This is a genomic window from Pseudomonas sp. NBRC 100443 (assembly GCF_030268185.1).
GTDB classification, from domain to species: Bacteria; Pseudomonadota; Gammaproteobacteria; order Pseudomonadales; family Pseudomonadaceae; genus Pseudomonas; species Pseudomonas citronellolis.
Genome location: NZ_BSQE01000016.1, coordinates 70,584 through 90,211, shown reverse-complemented (window position 1 = coordinate 90,211; position 19,628 = coordinate 70,584). Strand labels below are relative to the sequence as shown.

Genomic DNA, 19,628 nt, shown 5'->3' with positions numbered 1-19,628 from the left:
TTGAGTGCAGCTCGCTGCACGGGGTTGAGGCGTTGCATGGCCGCGGCTCACGAGGCTCGCGACTGGATTGCCAGGGACGCACGGGGTTGTGTGTCGCCCTGCGGGCCGGTGCCGTACAGGCAAGCGGGCAGTGCAGGGATGAGCGCTGCCAATGCCTGGAGCGCCAACTGCTCGTCCGGCGCGCGGCTGGCGGCGGCCACGTAGCGATCGGGGCGCACCAGCAGGGTGAGGCCGCTGCCGAGCAGCGCGGCGAAGGCACCGTCGAGGTCGACGACGCCCTCGCGACGGCCGGCCGGCCGCTGGATTTCGAGCGCCGCGTCCTTCGGGAAGCGCAGGATCGCCCAGTCGGACCCCAGCACCTTGTCCAGTGCGATGCGTTCCCCGTTCGGGCGCTGTACCCGGGGCTGCGGCAGCGCGCGGCCCACCAGGTCGGCGGCCGCCCGCGGCAGATCGGAAGCCGGCGGGACTATGCAGCCTGTCGTGAAATACGGCTGCTTCAGGAATTTCATGTCGACCAACCAGCGCTTGGCCGGCGGGACTATCCCCAGGGCCACGACAGCAACGTCGCGCAAGGTGGTCAGCAGCGGATGGGTGCTCATCACTACCTTGCCGATGCGGTGCGAGAGCCGAACCATCTGTTCCGCATGGGGCCGGCGCTCGGCCTGGTAGCTGTCGATCAGCGCTTCGCTGGCCTGGCCACGGACATGGGCTGCGATCTTCCAGGCGAGGTTCGCCGCGTCGCGGATGCCGGCGTTGAGCCCCTGTCCGGCGAACGGCGGCATCAGGTGGGCCGCATCGCCGGCAAGCAGCACGCGGCCGCGGCGGAAGCTCGCGGCGATCCGCTGTTGCGCCACATAGACAGCGGCGCGGCGGATGTCCGCGGCGACTATGCGCTGGTAGGGCGCGACCAGCTCGATGATGAATTCCGGGGTGGTCACCCTGGCCGGGTCATCGCCGGGCAACAGCATGAACTCGTAGCGGCAGCGGCCCTTGACGCCGGGTACCACCACGCAGGGGCGCACGCCGTTGCAGTGGAAGCGCGAGAAGCGCTCTGGCTCGCCCTGGGTGTTGAGGACGTCCACCACGATCCACTTCTCAACCTGGGTCGAGCCTTCGAGGGGGATGCCGAGCTGCGTGCGCACCGGGCTGCGGCCGCCATCGCAGGCCAGCACCCACTTCGCGCGCAGGCGCTGTGCGCCGTTGGCGTCCACCAGTTCCACCTCGGCGTGTTCCGGGTGATTGGCGACGGCCCGTACTTCGGTGCCGAAGCGCAGGTCGATGCCGCCTCGCACCTGCGCCGCCTCCAGCAGCAGGGCGACGAGTACCGGCTGGTCGAACTGCGACTTGGCCGGCTGGCCCAGGCGCGAATGGTGGGACGACATTTCCGCCAGCAGTTGCCCTTTGCGCCCGAAGTAGCGCGCGCCTGTGCCCACCAGCATTTCCGGCAGGAGTTTGTGCAGTACGCCGATCTCGGCCATCACCCGCAGCGATTCGTCGGTGATGCTGATGGCGCGTGGTTCGTCGGTGATGCCGGGGTTGCGCTCGGCCAGCGTCACCCGGATGCCTTGGTCCGCGAGCAGGTTGGCTGCCGTCAGGCCGACAGGACCTGCCCCGATCACCAGTACGTCGGTTTCCATGGGATTCTCCAGTAGGGTCGTGAAGCCACGCCTTGCGGCGCTTTCCTCAGGCGTTGAAGCCCTGGTGTTCACAGAGGGGGAGGTAGTCCTCGCGCAGTGGTGCGAAGACGTCGACATTGAGGGCGCGCTCGTCGCCGAGCGGCTCGGCGCAGTGGGGAACGCCTCCGGGGATGTAGAGCACGGAGGGGGCCTGTACGTCGAAGACCTCGTCGCCGACCCAGAAGCGCATGGCGCCGCACAGCACGTAGCTGAGCTGGTCGAAGGGGTGGGCGTGCGGGCCGATCGAGCGGTAGCCCGGCTCGAACCAGTTGACGGTGGTGACCGTGCCGTCGGAGCGCAGGCCGGTCCTGGCGAAGCCCGGGCGGACTTCGGTCAGCGGCAGCTGGTCCAGGCGAAACACGCGGGCGGCATTCTTCGGGGCGATCTTGTTATGGGTGTGGGTCATGGTCGGGTACCGGTGGTTTCAGCGGGCTGCGCGGAAGGCTCGGCGGATGACCCGGCGGCGGATCCGCCACTGGCCGTCCTCCTGTGCGTACAGGTCCTCGTAGTCGCCGACCATCAGCGGCGTGGTGTCGACCGCATCGGCGGTCTCGCTGCGGAAGACGCTGGCGTACAGGGTTCCGCACAGCCCCTCGTCGCTCCACCACAGCCGGTGGTTGGTCTCGACGTGGCGCGATACGCGCGGCAGCTTGACGCGTTCTGCGCCCCAGGCCGCGATGGCCTCGCGGCCCACCAGGTCGCGCGGCGGCAGGCCCAGCAGCTGGCCGTCCGCCGTGTAGAGCTGATGCAGCGTGTCCGCTGCGCCGTGGTCCAGGCGGTAGGCGTGTTCCGCGGTCAGCGCCTGAATCTCCAGGCGTAGCTCCAGGCTTGGCTCCGGCCGGCCCTGCGTGCTGCTCTTCATCTCAGTTTTCCTCCACGGCAGTCATCATTCCGAAGCCCGTCATCCATTCGTCGACAGGCCAGTACCACTGGTTCGTGACCCGGTAGCGGCCGCGCGCCGATAGCGCGGCGAAGGCCGCCAGCCAGGCGCGAATCTCGTGGCCGGAGTGGCCGCCGCAGCGCTCGATCCATTCGTTGCTCCAGCGGTCGGCTTCGGTCAGGCGGCCTGAGGCCAGGGTCGCCATGACCTGGGCGTCGAACTCTGGGTTGATCGGCTGGAAGGGACTATCGCCCAGCGCATGGGCCTTGCCGGCCTCGATGACGCGCTGCTGTCGCTGCGCGCGGGCTTCGGGCGAGGGGTTGCGGCCGTCGATCAGGCGCGCGGCGACTTCAGGCATCGCTCCTTCCAGGCGCGGAACGGGCGGGTCGTGCGACAGGCCGCCGGAGGCGACCACCAGCACCCGTCGGCCCCAGGAGGCGGCCTCGCGGCCGATGGCTTCGCCCAGCAGCCGTACCCGTTGCAGCGGGCCCAGCGGCAGTCCGACGGCGTTGACGAAGACCGGTACCAGCGGCTGCGCCGAGTGCTTGCCGAACAGGAACTCCAGCGGTTGGACGATGCCGTGGTCGACCTGCAGCCGTTCCGACTGGGCGACGTCCACGCCCGCGTCGAGCACGGCCTGGACCAGCCGGCGAGCCGCTTGGCGATCGACCGGCAGGGGCCCTGGCTCGGTTCCCCAGTCACCGACGGAGACGGCGCCGGAACCGATGCAGAAGGCTGGCATCAGGTCGTAGAAGACGCCATTGAAATGGTCGGGGCCGAAGACCACGGTGAGTTCGGGGTCGAAGGCACGCACGAAGGCACGCATGGTGTCGAGCGCCGCTTCCACCCCGGCCAGTGTCTCCGGGCCGGGATCGTTGATCCCGAAAAGTGGTGAGTGTGACAATGCACAGAGGGCCAGTGTCATCCCGTCTCCTTGTTCTTGTTCGTTTGCAGGGCACCTGCCGCGGTGGCCTGAGGGTCGACTGCGGCTGCGTGATGGGGTGAATACTACGCATGACAAAAAATACTAGTCAATGAAGAATATATTTTTCAATAAGTAGTAGAATCCAAAAAATGAGCACTTCACCCGATGCATCCGTCTTCGAACGAATCCGCCATGCGATCCTGGCGGGTACCTGGGCGCCCGGTCACAGGCTGGCGCCGGCCGCCTTGTCAGGGCGCTTCGACACCAGCACGCCGGTGGTGAGGGAGGCCCTCACCCGGCTGGTAGGCGAGAACCTGGTTGTGGCCAGGACTAACCATGGCTTCTTCGTGCCCAAGCTCGACCTGCGGGAGTTCCGGGATGTGACCGAACTGCGCTGCGTCACCGAGTCGCTGGCGCTGCGCCTGGCCATCGAGCGTGGCGACCTGCAGTGGGAGACGGAGCTGATCGCCGCCCACCACCGCCTGGCTCGCACGCCTCGCCGCTGCAGTAGCGATCCCGAACGGATCAGCGAGGATTGGTCAGTAGCTCACAGGGCGTTCCACCAGGCCCTGATCGTGGGCTGCCAGTGCGAGCCGATGATGCGGATCGCCAACAACCTGTCGCAGTCGACGGACCTGTACCGGCGCTGGGCCGCGCCGGCTCCGGAAACGTTGCAGCGGGACGTGGAGCGCGAGCACCGCGACATCCTCGATGCCGTTTTGCAGCGGGACGTGGAGCGGGCCTGCGAGCTGCTGCGCCATCACTACGAGGAAACCGCGCGGATCGTGCTGGCCGCGGGGCTGGTGGGCTGATGAGACTCGAGGGGGGGCTCGAAGCGGTAGATGCGTTATCGATAGGCTGATCGCGCAGGAGTGTAGGCCGGCCGCCGAAGCGTGGTTCTTCTGTACAGGCCGGTAACGCGGCGTGTTCAGGATATTCCCGGGCGTAGTCGGACACCAAGCTTTGCGTTCTCTTCGCGAGCGCCACTCTCTCCGTGCAATGACCAATGGAAGGAGCGAGTTTCGTGGTGGGGTATGCCGGTCAGGATTTGAGCGCAGCAGCCGTACCAGGCACCTGGCATGACGGTTAACGTACCGTTACTGCACTGTGCCTGCCTTGCGCTAACGGCAGAATGGTGTTCAAAGCAGATATCGCAGCTAGCCGAGCCTTCCGCGGTGCTGGCAGTGCCCCAGATTTCCCTCACCCAGTAAGTCCGTGCGCCTCACCGTCGGTTGTCCCATGGCGGGCTCCATAGCTTCTGCACCGTGGACGGTAGGGATTAGGAATCATCTGATATTAGTAGGGAATTTTCCTGCGGATACTCCTGAGCCGTATCCATGGGGTGCCTCCGCGACCAGTGCATAGCACGCAGCGGCAAGCGCCATCGGCCTTTCGACGATCAATTCCAAGAATTTTGCCTCCCCCGATCAGCCGGCCTTCGCTTGCCGGTCGCAGAGACGAGTCATCGAACCCCGTGGTTGAAGAAGGTCCGCAGACCTGCCGGTCTGCGGACCCCTTGTGATCGGGAATGACGATGGCGACGCCCATCTGCATTCCCATGACTGCCGAGTTCCGAGGCCCATCATGGCTAAAACAATCGTTGTAATCGACAAGGCTACCCACGCGGCCACCCAGATCAACCAGGCTGACCTGACCCTTCGCGCACCCTCCGTCGTGAAGCTGGCACTGAGCAAGGAGCAGGTCATCAGCATGACCCGCGAAGGCAATGCCTTGGTGATCAAGACCCTGGACGGCGAGACCATCGTCATCCAGGGTTTCTTCGGGGCTCCGGGCGAGCCGAGCAGCGATCTGGTACTCGACAGCGGTGATGGCCACTACTGGGTCGCCGAGGCCAATGAAGAAGGCTCTGTCTTCTCCAGCTACAGCGAGGTCGACTCGGTCGAATCGCTGCTGGTGACGGAGGGCGGCGATCAGGGGGCGCTGCCCTGGATACTGGGTGGTCTGGCACTGGTTGCAGGGGGCGTTGCTGCCTCTAGTGGTGGCGGCGGTGGCGGTCATCATGGCGGCAGCGGGCTCCAGGCGCCTACTGTCGACTTGCAGGCTAGCGATACGGGCGGGCTGATCGTCAGTGGTACCACCAGCCCCGGTGCCAGCGTTACCGTGACCTTCCCAGATGGTTCCAGCACGACTGTGGTCGCCGACGCCAACGGTAACTACCAGGCCTCTTCTTCCTTACCGCAGACCAGCGGTGGCGTGGACATTCACGTCGAAGATGGTAAGGGCAACAGCAGCGACGCCCACGTCGACTACACCGACACTACTGCGCCGAGCGCACCCAGCGTCGAGGTGACCACCAATGCCGATGGCAGCGTGACCGTCAGCGGCAGCGCCGAGCCGGGTAGTACCGTGACCGTTACCTACCCCGACGGCAGTACCGGCAGCGTTGTTGTCGGCGAAGATGGCGGCTACAGCCTGACATCACCGCCCGACCAACCTTCGGGCGATCTGACCGCCAGCGCCACCGACAATGCCGGCAACACCAGCCCTGGCACCCAGTTGCCGTACGTTGATACCACTCCACCTGGGGCGCCGAGCATTGGCGTCACCGAGAACTCCGATGGCGGGCTCACCATCAGCGGCAGTGCCGAAGCCGGCAGCATCGTCACCGTCACCTTCCCGGACGGCTCGGTGGGTAACGTCATGGCTGACGGCAACGGCCACTACAGCATCACCACCCACGTGCCTCAGGCCAGTGGTGAAGTCAGTGCCACCGCCACCGACGTATACGGCAATACCGGCGAGCCCGGCAGACTGGCATACATCGATAGCACCCCGCCGGATGCTCCTCTGCTCGATCCGCTGATCACGCTGGGTGATGGTTCTGTCACCGTTTGCGGTAGCGCAGAACCTGGATGCACCGTCATCGTAACCTTCCCGGACGGCTCTACCGGCACCACGGTCGCCGACGCGAACGGAGCCTTCTCAGTGACCTCCGCCAGTCCGCAGCCCAACGGTGAGGTCAGCGCGGCGGCCACCGACCTGGATGGCAACACCGGCCCGGCCGCCACTGATACCTTCGCCGACACCACCGCGCCCGATGCTCCGGTGCTGGGCCCGATCGTCACCAACGACGATGGCAGTATCACCATCGGCGGCAGCGCCGAGCCGGGCAGTACCGTGACCGTCACTTACCCGGATGGCACTACCGGCTCCGTGGTGGTCGGTGAGGACGGTAGCTTCACCCTCACTTCGCCGGGGAACCAACCTACCGGCGAAATCAGCGTCAACGCCACCGACGAAGCCGGCAATACCGGCGCCTCGGTGGTCGAGAGCTACACCGACACCACTGCACCGGATGCGCCGAGCGCCAACGTCACGGCCAATCCCGACGGCGGCCTGACCGTGAGCGGCAGCGCCGAGCCGGGCACGACCGTCACCGTCACCTTCCCGGATGGCAGCACCGCCACGGCCACAGCCGGCGGCGACGGTAGTTACGAAATCACCACCCATGTTCCGCAAACCAGCGGCGACGTCAGCGCCACCGCGACTGATGCGGCTGGCAATATCGGTGACTCGACCACCGTCGCCTACACCGACAGCACCGCGCCGGAGGCTCCGGTGCTGGGTCCGATCGTCACCAACGACGATGGCAGCGTCACCGTCGGCGGTAGCGCCGAGCCGGGCAGCATCGTCACCGTCACCTACCCGGATGGCTCGACCGGTTCCGTAGTGGCAGGAGAAGACGGCTCCTGGTCGATTACCTCGCCGGAGAATCAGCCCAGCGGCGAAGTCAGCGTCAACGCCACCGACGAAGCCGGCAACACCGGCGCGTCGGTGACCGAGAACTACGCGGATACCACCGCTCCGGACGCCCCGAGCGTCAACGTCACGGCCAATGCCGATGGTGGCCTGACCGTGTCTGGCAGCGCCGAGCCAGGCACGACCGTTACCGTGACCTTCCCGGATGGCTCGACCGGTACCGTTACCGCCGGCGATAACGGCGAGTACAGCGTCACTACGAGCGTGCCGCAGACCAGCGGTGATGTCAGAGCAGCAGCGACCGACGCGGCCGGCAACACCGGTGAGTCGACTACCTTCATCTATACGGACAGCACTGCCCCCGAAGCTCCGGTACTTAATCCTGTTGTCACCAACGAAGACGGCAGCGTCACCGTCGGCGGCAGCGCCGAGCCGGGCAGTACCGTCACCGTGACCTACCCGGATGGATCTACCGGCAACGTAGTCGTCGGTGAAGACGGCTCCTGGTCGATCACCTCGCCGGAAAACCAGCCCACCGGCGAAATCAGCGTCAACGCCACCGACGAAGCGGGTAATACCGGCGCCTCGGTGACGGAGAACTATGCCGATACCACCGCGCCTGGAGCGCCGAGTGTCTCCGTCATTCCGAACGCCGATGGCGGCCTCACCGTGAGCGGCAGTGCAGAGGCGGGCAGCACGGTTACCGTCACCTTCCCGGATGGCTCGACCTCCACTGCTACGGCGGGTAGCGACGGAAGCTACAGCGTGACTACAACGGTTCCGCAAACCACGGGCGACGTCAGCGCCAGCGCGACCGACGCCGCCGGCAACACCGGCGATGCCACGACTCAGAGTTACACCGACAGCACCGCGCCCGAGGCTCCGGTACTCGACCCGATCGTTACCAACGAAGACGGCAGCGTCACCGTCGGCGGCAGCGCCGAGCCGGGCAGCACCGTGACCGTCACCTACCCGGATGGCACTACCGGCTCCGTGGTGGTCGGTGAGGACGGCAGCTTCACTCTCACTTCGCCGGAGAACCAGCCAACTGGCGAAATCAGCGTCAACGCCACCGACGAAGCGGGCAATACCGGCGCCTCGGTGACCGAGAACTACGCCGACACCACCGCCCCGGACGCCCCGAGCGTCAACGTCACGGCCAATGCCGATGGCGGCCTGACCGTGAGTGGCAGCGCAGAGGCGGGCAGCACGGTTACCGTCACCTTCCCGGATGGCTCGACCTCCACGGCCACAGCCGGCAGCGACGGCAGTTACGAAATCACCACCCACGCTCCGCAAACCAGCGGCGACGTCAGCGCCACCGCGACTGATGCGGCTGGCAATATCGGTGACTCGACCACCCTCGCCTACATCGACAGCACCGCGCCGGGGGCTCCGGTTCTGGACCCGATCGTCACCAACGAAGACGGCAGTATCACCATCGGCGGAAGCGCCGAGCCGGGCAGCACCGTTGCCGTCACCTACCCGGACGGCACCACCGGTTCCGTGGTAGCGGGGGAGGACGGCTCCTGGTCGATCACCTCGCCGGAAAACCAGCCCACCGGCGAAGTCAGTGTCAACGCTACGGATGAAGCCGGCAACGCCGGCGCCTCGGTGACCGAGAGCTACACTGATACCACCGCGCCCGATGCGCCTAGCATCAACGTCACGGCCAATACCGATGGCGGCCTGACCGTGACCGGCAGTGCCGAGCCGGGTACGACCGTCACCGTGACCTTCCCGGATGGCAGCACCGCCACGGCCACAGCCGGCGGCGACGGTAGTTACGAAATCACCACCCATGTCCCGCAAACCAGCGGCGACGTCAGCGCCACCGCGACTGATGCGGCTGGCAACACCGGTGACGCCACCACCCAGAACTACATCGATAGCACTGCGCCTGAGGCTCCGGTGCTGGACCCGATCGTCACCAACGATGACGGCAGCGTCACCGTCGGCGGCAGCGCCGAGCCCGGCAGCACCGTCACCGTCACTTATCCGGATGGCAGTAATGGCACTGTCGTGGCAGGTGAGGACGGCAGCTTCAGCATCACCTCGCCGGCCCACCAGCCGAGCGGCGACGTGAGCGCCAGTGCCACCGACGAGGCCGGCAATACTGGCCCGTCGGCCACTGGCGAGTTTGCCGACACCACCGCGCCGGAGGCGCCGAGCGTCAACGTTACCGCCAATACCGACGGCGGACTGACCGTGAGCGGTACGGCAGAGGCCGGCAGCACCGTTACCGTGACCTTCCCGGATGGCTCCACCGGTACCGCTACGGCCGGCAGTGACGGCAGCTACAGCGTGACTACCACTGTTCCGCAAACCTCGGGCGACGTGAGCGCGACCGCTACCGACGGCGCTGGCAATACCGGCGATGCCACCACCCAGAGCTATATCGACAGCACCGCACCGGAAGCACCGGTACTCGATCCGATCGTCACCAACGAAGATGGCAGCATCACCATCGGTGGTTCGGCAGAGCCGGGCAGCACGGTGACCGTCACCTATCCCGATGGCAGCACTGGCTCCGTGGTGGTGGGTGAGGATGGTTCCTGGTCGATCACCTCGCCTGAGGATCAGCCCACCGGCGAAGTCAGCGTCAATGCCACGGATGAAGCCGGCAACACCGGCGCCTCGGTGACCGAGAACTACACCGACACCACCGCGCCGGACGCCCCGAGCGTCAATGTCACGGCCAATGCCGATGGCGGCCTGACCGTGATTGGCAGTGCCGAACCAGGCACGACCGTCACCGTGACCTTCCCGGATGGCACTACCGGCACGGCGACTGCCGGCTCCGATGGCGGCTACAGCGTTACCACCCACGTGCCGCAGACTTCCGGTGACGTCAGCGCCACCGCGACTGACGCCGCTGGCAACACTGGCGATGCCACGACTCAGAGCTACACCGACAGCACCGCTCCAGAGGCCCCGGTACTCGATCCGGTCGTCACCAACGACGATGGCAGCATCACCATCGGTGGTTCGGCAGAACCGGGCAGCACGGTGACCGTCACCTATCCCGATGGCAGCGCTGGCTCCGTGGTGGCCGGTGAGGATGGCCGCTTCAGCATCACCTCGCCGGAAAACCAGCCCACCGGCGAAATCAGCGTCAATGCCACGGATGAAGCCGGCAACACCGGCGCGTCGGTGACCGAGAACTACGCGGACACCACCGCACCGGACGCCCCGAGCGTGAATGTCAGCGCCAATGCCGACGGCGGCCTGACCGTGACTGGCACGGCGGAAGCCGGCAGCATGGTGACCGTGACCTTCCCGGATGGCTCCACCGGTACCGCCACGGCCGGCAGTGACGGCAGCTTCAGCGTGACTACCACTGTTCCGCAAACCAGCGGCGACGTCAGTGCTACCGCGACCGATGCCGCCGGCAATACCGGCGACGCCACCACTCAGGCCTACACCGACAACACCGCACCACAAGCGCCGGTACTCGACCCGATCGTCACCAATGAAGACGGCAGCATCACCCTCGGCGGCAGTGCCGAACCGGGCAGCACCGTGACCGTCACTTATCCCGACGGTAGCACTGGCAGTGTCGTGGCGGGTGAGGACGGCAGCTTCAGCATCACCTCGCCGGAAAACCAGCCCACCGGCGAAATCAGCGTCAATGCCACGGATGAAGCCGGCAACACCGGCGCGTCGGTGACCGAGAACTACACCGACACCACCGCACCGGACGCCCCGAGCGTCAATGTCACGGCGAATGCCGATGGCGGCCTGACCGTGACTGGCAGCGCCGAACCGGGCACGACCGTCACCGTGACCTTCCCGGATGGCAGCACCGCTACCGCCACCGCCGGCGATAACGGCGAGTACAGCGTCACCACCCATGTGCCGCAAACCACCGGTGACGTCAGCGTCAGTGCGAGCGACGCCGCCGGCAACAACGGCGACTCGACCACCGTCACCTATACCGACAGCACTGCCCCCGAAGCGCCGGCCCTCGGCCCGATCGTCACCAACGAAGACGGCAGCATCACCCTTACCGGCAGCGCCGAACCGGGCAGCACCGTTACCGTCACCTATCCGGATGGCAGCACCGGTTCTGTGGTAGTGGGAGAAGACGGCAGCTTCACCCTGACTTCGCCGGAGAACCAACCCACCGGCGAAGTCAGCGCCGAAGCCACCGATGAAGCGGGCAACACCAGTGCCTCGGTGACCGAGAGCTACACCGACACCACCGCACCGGATGCGCCGAGCGTCAACGTCACGGCCAATGCCGACGGCGGCCTGACCGTGACTGGCATGGCGGAAGCCGGCAGCATGGTGACCGTGACCTTCCCGGATGGCACCACCGGTACGGCGACTGCCGGCTCCGATGGCAGCTACAGCGTGACCACCATGGTTCCGCAGACTACCGGTGAGGTCAGTGCGACTGCCACCGACGCCGCCGGCAACACGGGCGATGCCACTGTCCAGAGCTACACCGACAGCACCGCTCCGCTGGCGCCGGTCCTCGACCCGCTGGTGACCAACGAGGATGGCAGTGTCACCATTGGCGGCTTGGCAGAGCCGGGCAGCACCGTGACCGTCACCTATCCGGACGGAACCACCGGCAGCGTGGTGGCCGGTGAGGATGGCAGCTTTACCCTCACATCCCCCGCCGGCCAGCCCAGTGGTGATGTCACCGCCAAGGCCACCGACGAAGCCGGCAATACCGGCCCATCGGCCACCGGCGAGTTCGCCGATACCACCGCGCCGGATGCACCGAGCGTCACCGTCACCGCCAATGCCGACGGTGGCCTGACCGTCAGCGGTAGCGCGGAGGCGGGCAGCACCGTCACCGTGACCTTCCCGGACGGCAGCATCGGTACGGCAATCGCCGGCTCCGATGGTGGCTACAGCATCACCACCCAGGTGCCGCAGACCAGCGGAGAGGTCAGTGCGACCGCCACCGACACAGCCGGCAACACGGGCGATGCCACCACCCAGACCTACACCGACAGCACCGCGCCGCAAGCGCCGGTCCTCGATCCGGTCATCACCAACGAAGACGGCAGTATTACTGTCGGCGGCAGCGCCGAGCCGGGCAGCACCGTCGTCGTGACTTATCCGGACGGAACCACCGGTTCCGTGGTCGCGGGGGAGGACGGCTCCTGGTCGGTCACCTCGCCGGCCAACCAGCCCAGCGGTGAGATCAGCGTCAACGCCACCGACGAGGCCGGCAATACCGGCGCCTCGGCGACCGAGGACTATACCGACACCACCGCGCCGGAGGCTCCGAGCGTCAACGTCACGGCCAATCCCGACGGCGGCCTGACCGTCAGCGGCAGCGCGGAGGCGGGTAGCACCGTGACGGTGACCTTCCCGGATGGCAGCACCGGCACGGCGACCGCGGGCACCGATGGCAGCTACAGCCTCACCACGAACGTGCCGCAAACCAGCGGCGACGTGACCGCCAGCGCCAGCGACGCGGCTGGCAACGTGGGTGACAGCACCACCGTGGGCTACACCGATACCGCCGCTCCGCAGTCGCCGAGCGTGACGGTCAGCGCCAACGACGACGGCGGCCTGACTGTCAGTGGCAGCGCGGAGGCGGGTAGCACCGTCACCGTGACCTTCCCGGATGGTTCGACTGCCTCGGTGACCGCCGGCAGCGACGGCAGCTATGAAGTCACCACCCACGTACCGCAAACCAGCGGCGACGTCAGCGCCAGCGCCACCGATGCCGCTGGCAACGCCGGCGCGCCTACGGTCGAGAGCTACGCCGACACCCAGGGCCCGCTGGCACCGAGCGTGAACGTGACGGCGAATGCCGACGGCGGCCTGACGGTTGCCGGCAGCGCCGAACCGGGCAGCAGCGTGACCGTGACCTTCCCCGATGGCAGCACCGCGACCGCCACGGCCGGCAGCGACGGCAGCTACAGCGTCACCACCACGACTCCGCAAACCACGGGTGAAGTCAGCGCCAGCGCGACCGACGCCGCCGGCAATACTGGCGACTCGGCCACCGCGGACTACACCGACAGCGGCGCACCGCTGGCGCCGAGCGTGAACGTCAGCGCCAATCCCGACGGCGGCCTGACCGTCAGCGGCAGCGCGGAGGCGGGCAGCACCGTGACGGTGACCTTCCCGGATGGCAGCACCGGCACAGCGACCGCGGGCACCGATGGCAGCTACAGCGTCACCACCCACGTACCGCAAACCAGCGGTGACGTCAGCGCCAGCGCCACTGATGCCGCTGGCAACGCCGGCGCGTCGACGGTCGAGTCCTACACCGACAACACCGCGCCACTGGCACCGGAACTGGACCCGCTGGTGACCAACGGTGATGGCAGCGTCACCCTCACCGGCAGCGCCGAAGCGGGCAGTACCGTGACAGTGACCTTCCCGGACGGCTCGACCGACACTGTGGTCGCAGGCAGCGATGGCGCCTTCAGCATCACCTCGCCGGCGGGACAACCTACCGGTGATGTCACGGCCAATGCCACCGATGCCGCTGGTAATACCGGCCCGTCGGTCACCGGCGAGTTCGCCGATACCACCGCACCCGATGCACCCAGTGTGAACGTCATAGCCAATGCCGATGGCGGCCTGACCGTCAGCGGTAGCGCGGAGGCGGGCAGCACCGTCACCGTGACCTTCCCGGATGGCAGTAGCACCACCACGACCGCGGGCAGCGACGGTGCCTACAGCGTCACCACGACGGTGCCGCAGACCACGGGTGAAGTCAGCGCGATCGCGACTGACAGCGCCGGCAATACCGGCGATGCCGCCACCGTGGATTACACCGACAGCGGAGCGCCGCAATCGCCGAGCGTCAACGTCAGCGCCAACCCCGATGGCGGCCTGACCGTGACCGGTATGGCAGAGGCGGGCAGCATCGTTACCGTGACCTTCCCGGATGGCAGCATCGGCACAGCGACCGCTGGTTCCGATGGTAGCTACAGCATCACCACCACGGTGCCGCAAACCAGTGGCGAAGTCAGCGCGACGGCTACCGATGCCGCCGGCAACACTGGCGACGCCGCCACGGTGGACTACACAGACAGCAGCGCACCGCTGGCGCCGAGCGTAAGCGTCAGCGCCAACCCCGATGGCGGCCTGACCGTGACCGGTACGGCAGAAGCGGGCAGTACCGTTACCGTGACCTTCCCGGATGGCAGCAGCGGCACCGCGACTGCAGGCTCTGACGGTGGCTACAGCGTCACCACCACGGTTCCACAAACCAGCGGCGAAGTCAGCGCGACGGCTACCGATGCCGCCGGCAATACCGGCGACGCGGCCACCGCGGACTACACCGACAGCGGCGCACCGCTTGCGCCGAGCGTGAACGTCAGCGCCAATGCCGACGGTGGTCTGACCGTGACCGGTACCGCGGAGGCGGGCAGCACGGTCACCGTGACCTTCCCGGATGGCTCCAGTGGCACGGCGACCGCCGGTTCCGACGGCAGCTATAGCGTCACCACCCACGTGCCGCAAACCAGCGGCGAGGTCAGCGCCAGCGCCACCGATGCCGCTGGCAATGCCGGCGCATCGACGGTCGAGTCCTACATCGATGGCACTGCACCTTTGGCGCCGGTACTCGATCCGCTGGTGAACAATGCCGACGGCAGCGTCACCGTCAGCGGCAGCGCCGAAGCGGGCAGCACCGTCACCGTCACCTATCCGGATGGCAGTGAGGTGAGTGTGATCGTTGGTACCGATGGCCACTTCAGCGTTACCTCTCCGGTCGGCCAGCCCAGCGGCGAGGTCAGTGCCAGCGCCAGCGATGCCGCCGGCAACAATGGTCCATCGGCCAGCGCCACCTTCACCGACACCACTGCGCCGGATGCACCGAGCGTGAATGTCACGGCGAACGCCGATGGCGGCCTGACCGTAACCGGTACAGCCGAAGCGGGCAGCACGGTCACCGTGACCTTCCCGGATGGCACCAGCGGCACGGGAGTCGCCGGTACCGACGGCAGCTACAGCGTCACCACCCACGTGCCGCAGACCACGGGTGAAGTCAGCGCGATGGCGACCGACGCCGCCGGCAATGACGGATCGGTCACCAACGCCACTTACACGGACACCAGCCTGCCCCAGGCGCCGGTGCTCGACCCGCTGGTGAACAATGCCGATGGCAGTGTCACCGTCAGCGGAAGCGCCGAAGCGGGCAGTACCGTTACCGTTACTTACCCGGATGGCACCACTGGATCGGCAACCGCCGGTACCGATGGCCGCTTCAGTGTCACCTCGCCGGAGGGCCAGCCCAGCGGTGAAGTCAGCGCCAGCGCCACTGACCTGGCGGGTAACGCCGGTCCGGCCGCCACTGCGGACTTCACTGACACCACAGCACCGGGCGCGCCGAGCGTAAACATCACGGTCAACGCCGATGGCGGTCTGACAGTGAGCGGCAATGCGGAAGCGGGCAGCACCGTTACCGTGACCTTCCCGGACGGCAGCACTGGAACCGCGACCGCTGGTTCCGACGGCGGCTACAGCGTCACCACCCATGTCCCGCAGAGCACTGGCGAGGTCAGCGCCCATGCCACTGACGAGGCCGGCAACATCGGTGCGTCCGCTTCCGCGGATTACGCCGACAGCACCGCGCCCCTGGCGCCCAGCGTGCTGGTCAATGCCAATGCCGACGGTACCCTGGTGGTCAGCGGCAGCGCCGAGGCCGGCAGCCAGGTCAGCGTGACCTTCCCCGACGGTACGACGCAGACGGTCACCGCCAGCGCCGCGGGCAGTTACAGCGTCACCAGCGCCACTGCCCAGGGCAGCGGCGAGGTCAGCGCCGTGGCCACCGACGCCGACGGCAACAGCAGCGACAGCGGCAGCGCGCACTATGCGCTGGCGACCGTCAGCGGCATCTCCGAAGACAACGGCCTGGATGCCGGCGACTTCATCACCAACGACAACACCCTGGTGGTCAGCGCCACCGTGGACGGCCAGCTCAATGCCGGCGACAAGGTGCAGATCTCCATCGACGGCGGCCAGACCTGGCACGATGCCGTGGACCAGGGCAACGGCACCTATGTCTTCGACAACAGCGGCACGCTCATGGATGACGGCGACTATGTATTCATGGCCCGAGTGGTCGGCAGCGAAGGCAACGTCAGCCTGGCCGACAGTCAGGCGGTACAGATCGACACCCAGGGACCGTCCGCCAGCCTGACCATCAGCTTCGATGGCATCAGCGACGACAACGGCTACCTCGGCAACGACTTCGTCACCAATGACAACACCCTGCTGTTCAGCGGTCATCTGAGCCAGGCCCTGGCGGCCGACGAAGGGGTGGAAATCAGCCTCGATGGCGGCCAGACCTGGCAGCGCGTCGAGGTCAACGGCACCGATTGGCGCTTCGACAACACCGGCCGGGTGCTGGACGACGCGGAGTATGACGTGCAGGTGCGGGTGGTCGACGATGCCGGCAACGTCGGCAACAGCGCCAGCCACACTGTGGTCGTCGACACCGACGGCCCGAGTGCCGACAAGACCATCACCCTTGACGCCATCAGCGAAGATAACGGCGCCCAGGGCAATGACTTCATCACCAACGACAACACCCTGGTGTTCTCCGGCAAGCTGGGCGTTGCGCTCGGTGCCGGCGAAGGGGTGGAGATCAGCCTGGATGGCGGCCAGACCTGGCAGCGCGCCGAGGTCGATGGCACCGACTGGAGCTTCGACAACCGTGGCCAGGTGATCGCCGATGGCAGCTACACGGTGGTGGTGCGGGTGGTGGACGACGCCGGCAACATCGGCCAGAGCGCCCAGCACGGCCTGAGCATCGATACCCTGGCGCCGACCTTCACCAGCTTCGTGCTCGACCTGGATACCGCCAGCGACAACGGCAGCAGCGGCACCGACAACAGGACCAGCGTACTGACGCCGAGCTTCACCGGCACCGTCGCCGGTCTCTCCGCGGCGGATGCGGCGGCGGCAGCGGCGGGCAAGATCACCGTGATGCTGTTCGACGACAAGAACGGCGACGGTGTCTACGGCGCAGGTGACGTCATCTACGCCGAGGGCCTGACCCTGACGGTGAACGGTACCGACGGCACCTTCAACGTGACGCTGCCGTCGATGTTCGATGGCAGCTACAACATGAAGGCGGTGCTGGTGGACGAGGCGGGCAACCACTCGCAGGTCGGCCTGCTCGACAACAGCGCCGATGCCAGGTTGGTCATCGACGTGGCGGGTACCCCGTCGGTGGCTTCCAGCACCCAGGTGGCCGATGGCCTCGGCCTGTCGATGTCGTCCATCGGCGACTTCAATGGCGACGGCTACGAGGACTTCGTGGTCTCGGCGCCGCACGACATCTACGGTTCCACCGCAGCCTACCAATCGGACATCTATGTGCTCTACGGCAGCGCCAACGGTCTGCCGTCGCTGAGCAACATCGACAACCTGACACCGGACCAGGGTTTCCGCATCAAGCAGAGCGGCGTCACCGGCACCGGCGGCGACGTCGGCATCCAGGGCCAGATGGTCACCAACCTGGGCGACATCAACGGCGACGGCTATGACGACTTCGTCATCACCGGCACGCTGAACGACCGTGCCTACGTGATTTTCGGCCGCGAGGGCAACGCCCTCGGCACCCTCGACCTGCAGAGCCTGGAGAACGGCGCCACCGCCAATGGCTTCGTGATCAAGAACTACAACACCGGCGGTTGGCCGGCCAACAGCGTCAGCGGCGGCGACATCAATGGCGACGGCTACGCCGACCTGATCATCGGTTCGGCCGACGGCAACGGCGGCAACGGCATGTACGTGGTGCTCTACGGCCACGCCGGCGACGCGGGCAGCTCCGACTGGAGCAACCTGCTGCTGCGCAACTACGTCAGCGAAGCCGATCCGGGCGGCCTCTACTATGCCACCGGGGCCACCTCGGCGACCCTCGGCTCGCGGGTTCCGAACCAGACCAACGTGCGCACCACCTATGCGCCCGACACCGACCTTGGCTCGGTGATCAAGGTGATCGGTGACGTCAACGGCGATGGCTACGCCGACTACATCGTCACCGCGCCACGTGGCGATGGCCTAAGCGGCAGTACCGTCAGCAACAGCGGCACCGCTTACCTGATCTGGGGCAGCGCCAGCGGGCTGGGCAACAGCTACAACCTGGCCAACCTGACGCCCGACCAGGGCGTGCGCCTGGTGGGCTCGGAAACCGGCGAGTGGCTCGGCGGCGCTACAGTGGACCAGGGTGGCACGGCGCAGAACGCCGGGCAGTGGTACGCCGAGTTCTCGTCGATCCAGAACATCGGCGATATCAACGGCGACGGCATCGAGGACTTCGCCATCGGCTCGCCGGGCTGGGGCGACTCGGCTTCCGACACCACCGCGCCGGGCCGGGTCTACGTGATCTACGGCAAGGAGAGCGGAATGGCCTGGGCCGACATCAAGCTGGGCAACCTGAACGGCACCGATGGCTTCATCATCTCCAGCAGCAGCAACGGCACCGCCATCAGCGGCTCGGTGACCACCGCCGACGGCCAGCTTGGCTATGCAGTCAGCTCCGGCGGCGACGTCAACGGCGACGGCATCGACGACTTCCTGATCGGCATGCCGGGCTACGACAACGGCGTCACCAACCGGGGAGCCGTGTATCTGGTCTATGGCCGCGCGGATGGTGGCTTTGACGCCAACACCGATCTGGACGCCCTGGTGGCGGCCGGGTTGGCGGTGAAGTACACCGGCGTCAACGCCAACGACTACGCCGGCACCGGCCTGGCGATGGGGGACTGGAATGGCGACGGCATCGCCGACTACGGCTACGGCGTCTGGCAGAGCGACACCGGTGCGACCAACGCCGGCGGCTACAACATCTACAGCGGTTCCATCGCGCTGCTGACCCACAGCTACACCGTGGGCGACGACGAGATCTGGGCCGGCACCACCAGCCCGGGGGCATCCGCCATCGAGAACGGCGTGGACATCATCAGCGGCGGCCAGGGCAACGACATCATCCACGGCATCGGCACCGATACCACCGGCACCACCGATACCAGCGTGCAGCATGACGTGGCCATGGGCGGCGCCGGCAACGACACCATCGGCCTGGCGGGGACGACCTTCACCCGCGTCGACGGCGGCCTGGGCATCGATACCCTGAAGTTCGAGGCCTCCGGCCTGCAGCTGGACCTCACCAGCTACGGTACGCGGGTCAAGGGTTTCGAGATCTTCGACCTGGGCAGCAGCCAGGAGGGCAGTGGCAACAACACCCTCTCGCTGCGGCTGTCGGACGTGCTCAAGCAGGTGGATACCACCAGCGACGAGGTGCCCAACCTGATGATCAAGGGCGACGGCACTTCCACCGTGGACCTGGCCGAGACGGTCGGTTCCGGCGGCTGGGAGGTCAGCGGCAGCAAGACCGTGAATGGCGTCGACTACGACATCTGGCACAACGCGAGCATGGGGAGCAACACCAATGCGGACCTGTTGATCCAGCACGGCATCAACGTGGTCTGAC

General features: G+C 66.9%; 6 protein-coding genes. 2 read left to right on the top strand and 4 right to left on the bottom strand.

Annotated features, from left to right (window positions below):
* Positions 1 to 47 precede the first annotated feature (47 nt).
* The 4 genes from QSJ95_RS20575 to QSJ95_RS20560 are packed head-to-tail and all read right to left on the bottom strand — an operon-like array spanning position 48 to position 3,481.
* Complete coding sequence (locus QSJ95_RS20575; RefSeq protein WP_352230824.1) at positions 48 to 1,754, bottom strand: bifunctional 3-(3-hydroxy-phenyl)propionate/3-hydroxycinnamic acid hydroxylase; 1,707 nt, start codon at positions 1,752 to 1,754, stop codon at positions 48 to 50.
* A complete protein-coding gene (locus tag QSJ95_RS20570) occupies positions 1,684 to 2,082 on the bottom strand; it encodes a cupin domain-containing protein (RefSeq protein ID WP_285644960.1) in 399 nt (132 codons plus the stop codon). Before QSJ95_RS20570 ends, QSJ95_RS20575 begins: the two co-directional genes overlap by 71 nt.
* 18 nt (positions 2,083 to 2,100) lie before the next feature.
* Positions 2,101 to 2,538, bottom strand: a complete 438-nt coding sequence (locus QSJ95_RS20565; protein ID WP_285644958.1) for a nuclear transport factor 2 family protein — start codon at positions 2,536 to 2,538, stop codon at positions 2,101 to 2,103.
* Position 2,539: 1 nt separating this feature from the next.
* Positions 2,540 to 3,481: a 3-carboxyethylcatechol 2,3-dioxygenase gene (locus QSJ95_RS20560; RefSeq protein WP_285644956.1), complete on the bottom strand. Its 942-nt coding sequence runs from the start codon at positions 3,479 to 3,481 to the stop codon at positions 2,540 to 2,542.
* 149 nt (positions 3,482 to 3,630) lie between these two features.
* Here QSJ95_RS20560 and QSJ95_RS20555 point away from each other — a divergent pair, with 149 nt between their 5' ends.
* Together QSJ95_RS20555 and QSJ95_RS20545 are read left to right on the top strand one after the other, a co-directional pair.
* A complete protein-coding gene (locus QSJ95_RS20555; protein ID WP_285644955.1) occupies positions 3,631 to 4,293 on the top strand; it encodes a GntR family transcriptional regulator in 663 nt (220 codons plus the stop codon).
* Between the two features lie 772 nt (positions 4,294 to 5,065).
* The gene (locus QSJ95_RS20545) at positions 5,066 to 19,627 is read left to right on the top strand and encodes an Ig-like domain-containing protein (protein WP_502945290.1); all 14,562 of its coding nucleotides are present in this window, start codon (positions 5,066 to 5,068) and stop codon (positions 19,625 to 19,627) included.
* The last annotated feature ends 1 nt before the right edge of the window (position 19,628 follow it).